The sequence below is a fragment of the Microcystis sp. 49638_E5 genome (genome assembly GCF_021300285.1).
GTDB classification, from domain to species: domain Bacteria; phylum Cyanobacteriota; class Cyanobacteriia; order Cyanobacteriales; family Microcystaceae; genus Microcystis; species Microcystis aeruginosa_C.
Genome location: NZ_JAJTDH010000086.1, coordinates 1 through 11,672, shown reverse-complemented (window position 1 = coordinate 11,672; position 11,672 = coordinate 1). Strand labels below are relative to the sequence as shown.

Below are 11,672 nucleotides of genomic sequence, written 5' to 3'. Positions count from 1 at the left end.
AATCAAAAAGTACCAGGCATGGGAGTGATCAGGGGGAAAATTGAGGTACTTTTTCCCTGAAAATTAGGTAGTTGACCACCTGAAAATCGGTAAAACCCTACACCCCACACCCCATACCCCACACCCTACCCCCAGGAAAAACTTTTTCAGCAGACCCTATTTATCTGAAAGTGCCAACAATAAAAAAATAGCAAACGCTGTGAACAACTATGTTAAAGAAAATTAATTGTCTGCGATCTCTATCCTGTTTCCTCGCTACAATCCTCTGGAGTAGTCATCTAGGGATTAACTCTAGCCTCGCTGTCAATGATAATTGTCAACTGTCCGAATCAGAAATCAAACAACAAGAAAATCTGCGTCAAACTTCGCCCCAAGAATATAACATTTTATTGCAGAAATATGCTGAACAATTGCGCTTTTGTCGGTCCCGACATTGGTTACAGGAACAGGCGATCTGGTTACGTCTCTACTCCTGTGATACCCGTCCAGGCTCGATCGAAAGTATCCTCGATCGCATCGTGGCCAAAGGTTATAATACAGTTTATCTGGAAGTTTTTGCCGATGGTCAAGTCCTATTACCTCCTAACAATAATCCCACCGTTTGGGATAGCGTCATTAAAAATCCCAGTGCCGGAAATGTCGATTTATTAGCACAGGCGATCGAACAGGGACATAAACGCGGTTTAAAGGTTTATGCTTGGTTATTTAGCCTCAATTTTGGCTATGCTTATAGCTTGAAACCCGATCGACAGGAGGTGTTAGCACGCAATGGTAAAGGACAAGATAGCACCTCTTTTGTCGATGATCAATCCCAAACTTTTGTCGATCCCTACAGTAATCAAGCGCGACAGGATTATTTAATTCTCCTAGAAGCCATTTTACAACGTCGTCCCGATGGAGTTTTATTTGATTATATTCGCTATCCCAGAGGAACAGGAGTCGATTCTGTTGCTGATGATGTCAAAGATTTATGGATTTTTAGTCCAGCATCCCGACAAGCTTTCATTAATCGAGGATTGAATAATAAGGGCAAATTTTTAATCGATCGCTATCTGACTCGTGGGCAAATTTCCCCCGATGATATCGTCGAAGCCGACCTCCTTTATCCCCAAGAAACCGCCCCTCTTTGGCAAGGAAGAATACCTTTAGAGGAGGAGATGAAACAATCAGTTAAAACCCGTTTTGATCGCCTCAAATTAGAACTTTGGTTCCTAGCGGTTGCCCATGCTGCCCAGGGTGTAATTGATTATATTAGTTATTTTTCCGCCCTAGTGGAACGTCAGGGAATTCCCGCCGGGGCAGTGTTTTTTCCTGATGGGAATCGTCTTGTGGGTAATCAAGGTTTTGATTCTCGTTTACAAGCTTGGGATAGTTTTCCCGCTTCCCTAGAATGGCATCCCATGTCCTACGCTAATTGTAACGATACCACCTGTATAGTTAATCAGATCAAAAGAGTAGTGGCAAGCAGGGGAAATCAAACTCCTGTTATCCCAGCTTTAGCGGGTTTATGGGGACAACCCTATAACAATCGTCCCTCCTTAGAAGTACAAATGGAAGCGATTCGGATCGCTTTTCCCACAATAGATGGTATCAGTCATTTTGCTTTTTCTTGGCAAGAACCACAATTCGATCGAGCCAGAAGATTTTGTCAAATCTAACCGCATTTACACCTCCACTTTCACTTCCTCCACCTCTGTTTGTCCCTGTGTTGAGGGAACTATCAAAGCTGGCAGTTCCGGTTCGGCGGTGTTGAGACTCATTGTAATATCGACGTAGTTAATCACCGCCCCTAAAATTTTCACCTCCGCTTCTGCTAACTGGTCAGTTGCTTCACTCAAGAGACTAGAACGAGTGATCGCCTGGCGCGTTACCAGAATAATCCCGTCTGCTAGTTCTTCTAAGAGAAGCGCATCATTACAGCTAGACAGAGAAGGCGTATCGACAATCACCAGATCGAAACGGCCGCGAGAATCTTTGAGAATTAATTGTAATTCGCTCGATTCAATGATAGCTGCCGCTTGTTTTTGCGGACCGGGACTAGGCAAAATGGAAAGGTTTTCAATATTTGGGGCCAGACGGACCGATTTACTTTTTGCCCCGTAGTAAAGTAGGGGTTCTCGGAAAGAATTAGGATCGGGAATGACTCCGATTTTTTCAGCTTTGGAAAGACTTCTCAGATCTCCTTCTACTAACAGAGTCCGTCGCCCCGCTAAAGCCGCAGCGATCGCCAGATTATAGGCAGTGGCGGTTTTCCCCTCTCCGCCAGTAATGCTGGTGACAACAACTACTTTCACCGTTTCGCCGCCGCCAACAAGTCGCAGGGTACTGCGTAAACGTTCGTAGTAGGGGAGATAATTGGCATTAGCATCGGCGAGAATCGGCTCGATTTCCTCGCCCTCTAAATTCCGGACAATGGGCAATTGTCCTAAGAGTAGTATATCCCGACTAACCAAAGCTTCCCGCAATTCTTGGGGACTGTGCAGGCGATCATCGATCACTGCTAACAGGAGAATCACGCCCAATCCGGCTAAAGTTCCCAAACCAGCACCCACCAAGAGAATCAAGGTACGATTCTTGCGGTTAAACACCTGTTCGATCCGTTCAGCAACTGGCGTTTGGGCGACGGTGAGACTACCCACGGTTTCCGCTTCTGCGGCCTGAGCATCCACCAGAGCATTGAGAATATTCTCGTAGATACCCCGTTGAAAGGCGACGGCTTGGATTAAACGAGCTTGCTGTAGCTGTTTATCGGGGAATTTCTCGTATTGGGAGCGTAATTGCTGTTCCTGAGTCACTAAGGATTCTAATTGTTTCATTAAACCCTCGCGCTGGGTTTGCAGGGTGACTAATTGAGCCGCTAGTTGTTGACGGGTGGCATCGAGATTACTTTGCTGACGGATGCGACTGCTGGGAAGATCGGTCAGGATGCCATCTTTTCCGATCACCTCGGCGGCTCTTTTTTGTAAGAGAGATTCGTTAACTTCCTGTTCTTTGCGTAATTTAGCTACGGTGGGATGTTCGGGACGTAAATCCTTCTGTAGTCGCTCCAATTGGGCTTCCGTACCCAAGATCTGCGCTCGGATACTGGCAATAATCGGGTCGGCACTAAGGGCCGAGGAGGTGTAAGCTTGATCGGGGGTTAAATCGAGTTGTTTACTCAGACTATTAATCTGTCCTTGAATGCCTTGCAGTTCTAGGCGAATTTCTCGCTGTTGCTGTTGACTACTGGTGATAGCGGCGAATAAACTCCCATCTTGAATCGCCAATAAATCTGAACCCTGGGTACTAATGTAGCGATAAAACTTTTCTTCGGCTCTGGTTAAATCTTTTTGGACTTCGTTAAGTCGGACACTGAGAGCTTCTATGCGGGCCCGTAACTGGGAAGTATTCAGCCAGCGACTGTATTCCACCATTTCCTTCATCAAGGTTTCGAGAATTAACTCCGCCTTGGACTGGGAGTCGGACATTAACTCTAAAAGTATCTCTTGAGGTTGGTCGCTATTATTTTTTTGTCCCTCCGCTTCACCAGGGAAGGTGATTTTCAAATCTTGATCGCGAATTTTAACGATCTGTTCCTGATTAAATTGCAGTTTTTGGGCTGTATTGACCAATACCCGGGGAGACAGCAGTAAATCGCGGTTAATAGCTCGCCCTTGTTCTTGCAGTTTGGTTCCTGTACTGGTAAAAGCCGGCGGCGGCACCCGGTAGGCCAATTGTCCCACCGCTCGATAAAAGGTGGGCGGTTTCTCAGGATCGGGTAGGAGAGCAAAGATCACAGAACCGCCTAAACAGACGAGGAAGACGAATATTCCCACAAATTTGTTCTGATCTAGCGAGATGAGAAATCGTTTAACAATTGGTAGAGCCATAGCTTTTTAATGTATTCCCAGATTCTTTACATTTTAGCGGTCAAGAGTTATTCTCTCCCTTGAAATCCTAGACTATGAAGTTGTGTTCAGGAGTGAAGGGAGCGAGTTGCCCCTCAATTATCGGAAGTTATCGAATTGATTGCTAAGGTTGAGAATTGTATTGGTAAAACTCGTAATATCCCGGATGGGTTGGGTAATAATATTAAAAGCGGCGAAAATTTCCCCTAATAGGGTGCGGGTAACGATAATTACGTCCTGATCTTCTAAGGGAACATTTTGCGAGATATCTCCTCTAACTGCCGCTATCGGACTCAAAGTTTGACTAACAATTCCCCCTTTGGCACTATCAAAACGGAGCAGAGACACTTCATTGACATTAATCCGCAGGCGATCGGAAACCGGTAAACTAGCCACCACATCGAGGAAGGTACTGCCATTAGGAATCGAAACATTTCTCAGGGCAATTCCCGAAGGAACTAAGGGAGCTAAAACCCTGATCGTGATATTCTGCTGGGCGAGGGTGGTTCTCGCCACCAATGTGCCATTATATCCCGTCTCTTGGCCCACTTCTAACTTGGAAACAATCACGGCATCGCCCCCTTGCAGACGCAGATCTGGCAAGCGTTCCCCTTTAATTAAGGGAGTATAAAGGTCAAGTTTCTCCTCTAATACTGTACCATCGACTAAAACCCGACGGACAACGATCGAACGCAGATCGGCTCTGGGGGTGCCGCCACCCGCGGCCAAAAGTACCTGCGCTAGGGGAGTATTAGGAGCAACACTATAAAACCCCGGTCGCTGTACCTCTCCCAGAATGGTTAACTGGACGGGACGCGGACCGGTTAGAAAGGCAATGACTTCTGGTTCCTCCCGCAAGTATTTTCGCCCCAATTCCAGGCGGATTTTAGTTTGCACTTCGTCTAAAGTCAAGCCCAACACGGGAATACGCCCTAAAATCGGCACCAGAAAATTACCATCGGGATCCACAGGACTTGAGGAATTAAATTCGGGAAAATCGGGAACCGAGACAGTAATTTGATCGCCGATATCGAGTCGATAGGACTGAATTTGTCGGAATTGGCGATTATTGGGAGAGTAACCCGGTGGACTGTAGCCAGCGGGGGGAATCGTGTTTTCAGGAAAGGTGGGATTAGGGGGTTGGGGGGGCAAAAATTCCAACCCGGCCCCCGGTTGAGTCTGGGGTATGGACAAAGGACCCTGGGCCTTGAGGCTCTCGGAGTCAATTATCCACAAGAACCCTGTCAGACCCAACCCTGATAGGGCTATGGCCCCGGTTCTCAATAAACTAACTGGCAAAAACTTGTTGAGCGTTGGTGGAATCATACAGATCTGTCAATTTTTGGGTTCTGACGATGATAATTTATTTTCTGGGAGTTATAGTCATTTCAATTAAGATTGAGAATATCAATGCCAGAGTTCATAAGGGTTTCACTGGTCTAGATTGTATCAGACTTATCTGAAATGGCTATACCTAGTGGGAGAGGAACAAAGAAGCTATTAAGGGCTAGAAAAGTGCCTTGAGCTAGTTTTTTTTAAAGAGATGGTTAGGAGCAGAAAAACTACTTTTCTTTTTTAGACTCAGGGAGAGAAGTTAATTGACTTAAGACATTTTGTTCTAAGTTACTTTGAACTTCCTTGGCGAGATTGAGAGCAAAGGGAGTGAGAGTTTGCAGTTCTTTCGTCGGTTCTAAGGGAATCACTAAGGAAACGGCTATCCAGGGTACTCTCTGTCTTTTTAATTGCGCCCATTGGTCAAGCCAATACCAAACAGAGGAATCGTAATGACCACCACCTAGCCAAGCATACCACTGCACCACGGCAAAGGTGTTTTGTGTCCAAGCCCGATAGAATCGAGCCGTGGCCTTTCCTCCCGACCGGGTGGGAATTGATAGCTCGGTTGTTTCCCCCTGATTCCAACGACTAATCGAACTGATATCCGACCATTCTAATCCTGGTTGATTTTTATAGTATATCTGTGGCTTTAAAAGCACGGTGATCCTCTTGCCTTCAGGAGTTTCCACCACTTGTACCGACCATTTTCCCTCACCGATTTCTACTTGGCTCTGGTCGATGGTTTTCAGGTCAGAGAACTCGATTCCCGATTTTTGTAAGGCCTGCATTTTCTGCATATTACCGATTCTCGGTTGCTCCACCCAAGACCAATGGCCAGAAATTAAATTGGGCAAGATACCCCCTAAAATCAATAGCAGCAGCAGGCACAACAGGAGTAGATAATTACCCGGTAGCTTTTTTTTGATTTTATCTAACACTAAAGTTACCTCGGCTGGAATTTTTTGACTAATCACCTTTGTTACCTTCCTCTTGAGCTAGGGACTGTTTCTTGGCTGCGTCCCGATACTGCATGATTTGGAAGACCAAAAGGATCAGTAATAACATAAAGACGGAGTATAAATCACCCCCCCAGCTATCGTGGAGTAATTTAAAGTTTGCCTCTTGTCCTGTGCCGTGAAACCAGGCTAAAAGCGAGTTACGAACGATATTAGCCCCGACACTAATTCCAAAGGCACTGAGGAGCATAAAGCGGGTTTTACGACCGTTTTCGATGGTATCTGTCCAATGGAGCAGCAGCAGCGTGACGTAAAGACTGGTAAATAACATTTTCAGCCCCGCACAGTAGGGGGCGACCTCCACCATCCTACCTTCTACCGCTACATAGATACCGTCAACGGAGACATCTAAGCCCGCTTGCTGAAGAATAAAACCGGCGCAAGCGGCAATAAAAACCTGTAGGGGTAGGGTATAGGGAGTGATCAGGTAGGGGATAGGATTAGGAGTCGCTAAAGCTGTTAAAAGTAGGGGAAATCCCTGTAATTTAAAACCTTCCGTTCCTTTTAACCAGAGACAGATGCCCGCTAAAATAATCGGAAAAGATATACTAACCCAAAGGGAGGAACCGAGGAGATAAAAAATCGCTCCTAGGGTTAACAAAAACGCTCCGAGGGGATGGGAGCGATCTTCGAGGCGCTGCCATTTTTTACGATTCTGCCAGACAATATAGGCGGCGTAGGGAAGGCCGATCAAGCCGTGGCTAAAGTATTCGTGTTCGATGCTGATCGATTTATTCAGCCAACCGTCGTACCAATGAAAGATCACCGGACCGTAGATAACCGCCAAGAAAGCGATAATCAGCCAAGATTGCCAATTTTTCTGGGAGACGGGGGATAGGGAAGGACTAATACCCATAGGACAGAGCGATTTAGTGACAAATTCTGAATTTATGTTACCCGATGATCGCAGTAATCTGTTCAACAACCATTTCAATTTGCTCCTCCCTGATACCGGGGTACATGGGGAGAGAGACAATTTCTTCACAGAGAATCTCTGCATTAGGAAAGCCTCCCTGTTGATAACCCAGGTAGCGATAGGCCGGTTGCAGATGACAGGGAATCGGATAATGAATGCCGGTTTGAATACCGACGGCAGTTAATTGTTCTTGTAGTTGTTGGCGCTCAACGGGACAATGGGGGAGAATGCGAATAACGTAGAGATGATAGACATGACCGGTTTCGGTTTCGTCTCGTATGGGTAAAATGCCCTTATCGGCTAAAGGAGCCAAAAGCCGGTCGTATTGTCTTGCCGCTCGATGACGGGAGCGATTCCAACTTTCCAGATGGGGTAATTTAATGTTTAAAATGGCGGCTTGTATGCTATCTAAACGGCTATTAGTGCCGATATCGGTGTGGAAATACTTGCTCGGTGCGCCATAATTTCTTAAACTGCGGGCTTTTTGGCTAATTTCAGGATCATTGCTCACTAACATTCCGCCATTGCCAAAAGCACCCAAATTTTTACTGGGATAAAAACTAAACCCCGCCGCCACACCGACACTGCCGGCGCGATAACCTTCTCTACTGGCTAAATGGGCCTGGGCTGCATCTTCAAAGATAATCAGATTATAGCTGCGGGCAAAATCCTGTAATTGTTGGGGTGATACCATCTGTCCGTACAGGTGTACGGGTAGAATGGCGCGGGTTTTGGGGGTAATTTTTTGGGCGGCCGCCGCAAGGTCAATTAGGGCCGTATCGAGGTGACAATCAACTAAAATCGGTTTGGCTCCCGCTTGAATAACACCCATGAGGGTAGCGACAAAGGTATTAGCGGGGACTAGCACTTCATCCCCGGCACCGATGCCGTAAGCTTGTAAAGCAAGGGCAAGAGCGGCAGTGCCGGAAGCTACTCCCACAGCATACTCGACTCCGCAAGCTTGGGCGAAGGCGGTTTCAAATTCGGCTAAAGCTTGACCTAAAACAAAATCTCCCCGGTCGATAACTGTTTGGATGGCCTCGGTAATTTTTGCTTGTAGGGGCTGATTTTGCCAAGTCAAATCGACAAAGGGAACTTTGATTAAATTGGAATTCATCTAGTGCTTATGTTATGAAGATATTATTAATTATCAAGAGACTAGCATGGATTTGAGCAAGTTGGCTAGATTAGTAGGCTCTCTTGTCCTTTATCTGATAGATAGTCTTCACTGATCGAGTCTGTCTTTTTCTTTGTGTTCTTTGTGCCTCTGTGGTTTATCCTTTAGAACTGGTGATTATGAGTGATTTTACTGCTTTAACTGCGTTAATTTTGGCCGGTGGCCAAAGTTCTCGTATGGGACGAGATAAAGCTTTGTTATCTTTTCAGGGTCTCTCTTTTCTAGAGAATACTTGTTTAATTGCCCAAGATTGTGCAGTACAGGTGTCTGTGATTACGCCTTGGCCAGAACCTTATGAACTTATCATTCCCCAATGCTGCCGGATAATCAAGGAACCTCTCCCCACTAGGGGTCCTTTATTGGCCTTTGCCTTGGGATTAACTTTTGTATCAACCGATTGGGTTTTATTGCTCCCTTGCGATTTACCTTTACTAACACCCCCAATTATTCAAGGATGGTCAAGATTATTAGCCACTGTACCAGAAAATGCCATCGCTTTGGTTCCCCGGTGCGGTGAGCGTTGGGAACCTCTCTGTGGTTTCTATCATCGTCGTTGTTTAGAATCTTTGCAGACTTATATTCAGCAAGGGGGAACTTCTTTTCAAAAATGGTTAAATGTCTCTGTGGTGGAGGAATTAATTATCGATAATTCCGAGATTTTATTTAACTGTAATACCCCAGAAGATTTAGAGATAATAATAAACTCCCCAGATATTAACCGTAAGAAAACCTAGCACAAAAGGGAGTAAAAGTAAAGAGATCGGCGAAGAAATATTGGATAAATGGCGATAACCATAGTAGAGCATTCCGGTTAGATAACCGCCGGTTACACCGATAATTGCGCCGATAATATCGCCATTTATGGATAAATAGGAAGTGAGCAAAATGACGAGGGAAAAGGGCAAAATTATCAGGCCAGCTAAAAATATATCGCCGGTGAGACTACCATATTTATTACTTAATTTTCTGCCCAACCAACTAGATAAAGTCAGAATAATAAAAGGAAATACTGCCCAGCCTAGTAACAGTAAAAACTCGGATTTAACTGTCCAGTTTTGCCAAGTCAAAGCGATGAAAAAACTGCTGATGATTGCTGCCAATACACCCGTAGCTAAAGCCTGATTACGGTTGAACTTTAAAAAAGCCTCTGCTAGACCGGTCTTGGGTTTGAGCAAAGATGAAAAAGAGATTTTCAGCAAATCAAAAACAATAAAAAGAGTTTTTGACCACTTGATTGATTGCCGTTGTCGATAACTTTTCTGAGGGTCTCTTAATTTATTTGCAATGGCATGATAGCGGCGAAAATTTCCCTGTTGCTTAAATTTATTGGCCGCTATTTGGAAATCTTTTCGTGCTGCCGGCAGTTCCGAGAGTTCCTCTAAAGCTAATCCTCTTTGATAATAGAATTGGGGATTATTTGGGTCAATAGCGATTGCTTTGCCATAAGCTTCTAGGGAGGATTGGGTGTAACCGAGTCGTTGACGGGATAAACCGAGGTAATAGTAAGCTTGGGAACAATCGGGTTTTAACTGCAAAACTTGGCGACAATCGCTCAAAACTTGCCGATCCTGCTGATTATAGTAGTAAACTTCCGCCCGTTGCAGATAGGCCTGCCAAAATTGCGGATTAATTGCGAGCGCTTGCTGGTAAAATGCGATCGCTAGTTGATAATTTTTCTCTTGAGCGTAGCGCCATCCCTGCTGATAAAAATCCTCGGCACTGGGGTGAAAAGTGGGTATTTCCGGGGATAAACTGCGATCATACTCTTTTCTTTTCTCTTTATCGCTCAAAACCCGATAAGCTTGTTCAATTTCCCGAAATTTTGTCACTGCCTCCGGATCATCGGGATTATAATCGGGGTGATATTGCCGGGCCAGACGACGAAAAGCGGCTTTTATTTGATTATTACTGGCATTACGGGGAATTTGGAGGACTTCATAGTAATTTTTCATACTCGAATGCTGGGGGAATTTTCAACTACTTAAAATTGTTGCCAATGGCTCGCCGAAACGACTATCATTGTCAATTAAATAGCTTTTATTGAGAGTTGATCGCTTATGTCTGCCTACACTGCTTCCTCCCTGAAAGCGGAACTCAACGCGCGGGGGTGGCGCTTAACTCCCCAGCGAGAGAAAATTCTGCACGTTTTCCAGAATTTACCGAAAGGCAATCATCTCAGTGCTGAGGAATTGCAGGAATTACTGGACAAACGGGGGGAAGGAATTAGTTTATCGACAATTTACCGCAGTGTTAAACTAATGTCGCGGATGGGGATTTTGCGGGAGTTGGAATTGGCCGAAGGTCATAAACACTACGAACTCAATCAACCCTATCCCCACCACCATCATCATTTGGTCTGTATTCAGTGCAATAAAACCATCGAATTTAACAATGATTCTATTCTCAAACACAGTCTCAAACAGTGTGAGAAAGAGGGTTTTCAGTTAATTGACTGTCAGTTAACGGTGATGGCCATCTGTCCGGAAGCTTTGCGGATGGGTTGGCCGTCGGGAATACCGAGTAATTGGGGCTGTACGCGTTCGCTGGTGGATACTCGTTTCCAAAACTGCGAGATTCCCGAATCAAAGGAACCGGAACCAGAAAACTAGGTATCTAAGCGGACATTCCCAACTGAAAACCGAGAGCTTTTTTCTGCATTAATTGGAAAATATTATAAAATCCGTTGGCGCGGGAAGGGGTAAGACTGACTTTTAAGCCGGTTTCTTCGATAAAATCCGGGGTGACTTGCAGGATTTCCGTGGGAGTCAGTCCATTGAAACCCTCGATTAACAAAGCAACTAAACCCTTGACTAATTGCGCGTCGGAATCCCCTTTGTACCAAACCTGGCCATTTTCGAGGTCGGCAGTGATATAAACTTGGGATACACAGCCATGAACTTTATTAGCGGGTATTTTGGCAGATTCTGGTATTGGTTCTAGTTTTTTAGCAAAAGCTAGTAATTGTTCGTATTTTTGCTTAGGATCGGTACGGCGTTTGAGGCGTTCGACGATGCGATCGAGATTAGACGGGAGCATATTGCGAGTTAAAATAGGAAAAAATTAGCCAATAGCTTTTTTATATTAGCATTCTTGCGGAAGTTGCGCGCTGTGGTTATCGCTGCCAGGGCTACCTTGGTCAGAGCGCCTCGAGGCTATCTGCTAGAATTGGCATCATTGACATCCTCGCCTCCGTAAACGGACGGCGATTCCCAAACCTCACGATTTGGGTTTCTGCTTCTTTCCCGAAGGATTTTTCGCACCTGCCTTAACAGATTTACTCTGTTCTGGTCTTATGGTCGCTCTACAGACTGACACCGCAAGCCCTGCGGCCAAAATGTTTT

General features: G+C 45.3%; 10 protein-coding genes and 1 pseudogene. 3 read left to right on the top strand and 8 right to left on the bottom strand.

All coding sequences use genetic code 11. The features are described from left to right. The first annotated feature begins 209 nt into the window (after nt 1–209). The gene (locus LW728_RS18890) at nt 210–1,658 is read left to right on the top strand and encodes a family 10 glycosylhydrolase (protein ID WP_287767656.1); all 1,449 of its coding nucleotides are present in this window, start codon (nt 210–212) and stop codon (nt 1,656–1,658) included. A gap of 6 nt (nt 1,659–1,664) precedes the next feature. Here LW728_RS18890 and LW728_RS18885 read toward each other — a convergent pair whose 3' ends face one another. From LW728_RS18885 to LW728_RS18865, 5 genes are all read right to left on the bottom strand, one after another. After that, complete coding sequence (locus LW728_RS18885) at nt 1,665–3,869, bottom strand: GumC family protein (protein ID WP_002801646.1); 2,205 nt, start codon at nt 3,867–3,869, stop codon at nt 1,665–1,667. A gap of 117 nt (nt 3,870–3,986) precedes the next feature. Next, nucleotides 3,987–5,213 carry a polysaccharide biosynthesis/export family protein gene (locus LW728_RS18880; RefSeq protein ID WP_287664360.1) on the bottom strand — a complete coding sequence of 409 codons (1,227 nt, stop codon included), beginning with the start codon at nt 5,211–5,213 and terminating at the stop codon, nt 3,987–3,989. Between the two features lie 236 nt (nt 5,214–5,449). Then, entirely contained in the window at nt 5,450–6,196 is a 747-nt protein-coding gene (locus LW728_RS18875; protein ID WP_287767654.1) for a cyanoexosortase B system-associated protein, read from the bottom strand. After that, a complete protein-coding gene (crtB, locus tag LW728_RS18870) occupies nt 6,189–7,094 on the bottom strand; it encodes a cyanoexosortase B (RefSeq protein ID WP_287767652.1) in 906 nt (301 codons plus the stop codon). Before crtB ends, LW728_RS18875 begins: the two co-directional genes overlap by 8 nt. A 37-nt stretch (nt 7,095–7,131) precedes the next feature. Next, complete coding sequence (locus LW728_RS18865; protein ID WP_287767649.1) at nt 7,132–8,271, bottom strand: DegT/DnrJ/EryC1/StrS family aminotransferase; 1,140 nt, start codon at nt 8,269–8,271, stop codon at nt 7,132–7,134. 179 nt (nt 8,272–8,450) lie between these two features. Here LW728_RS18865 and LW728_RS18860 point away from each other — a divergent pair, with 179 nt between their 5' ends. Beyond that, a complete protein-coding gene (locus tag LW728_RS18860) occupies nt 8,451–9,065 on the top strand; it encodes a molybdenum cofactor guanylyltransferase (protein WP_287664369.1) in 615 nt (204 codons plus the stop codon). On the opposite strand, the gene LW728_RS18855 is transcribed toward LW728_RS18860, so the two are convergent. Beyond that, a complete protein-coding gene (locus LW728_RS18855) occupies nt 9,018–10,283 on the bottom strand; it encodes a DnaJ domain-containing protein (protein WP_002801640.1) in 1,266 nt (421 codons plus the stop codon). The two genes, LW728_RS18860 and LW728_RS18855, sit on opposite strands and share 48 nt — an antisense overlap. Before the next feature lie 105 nt (nt 10,284–10,388). Here LW728_RS18855 and LW728_RS18850 point away from each other — a divergent pair, with 105 nt between their 5' ends. Next, nucleotides 10,389–10,940: a ferric uptake regulation protein gene (locus LW728_RS18850; RefSeq protein WP_002737956.1), complete on the top strand. Its 552-nt coding sequence runs from the start codon at nt 10,389–10,391 to the stop codon at nt 10,938–10,940. A gap of 4 nt (nt 10,941–10,944) precedes the next feature. Here LW728_RS18850 and LW728_RS18845 read toward each other — a convergent pair whose 3' ends face one another. Together LW728_RS18845 and LW728_RS18840 are read right to left on the bottom strand one after the other, a co-directional pair. Further along, nucleotides 10,945–11,367 carry a SufE family protein gene (locus LW728_RS18845; protein WP_002761229.1) on the bottom strand — a complete coding sequence of 141 codons (423 nt, stop codon included), beginning with the start codon at nt 11,365–11,367 and terminating at the stop codon, nt 10,945–10,947. Between the two features lie 180 nt (nt 11,368–11,547). Beyond that, nucleotides 11,548–11,672 (bottom strand): annotated as a pseudogene (locus tag LW728_RS18840) (RNA-guided endonuclease TnpB family protein); the annotation flags it as partial.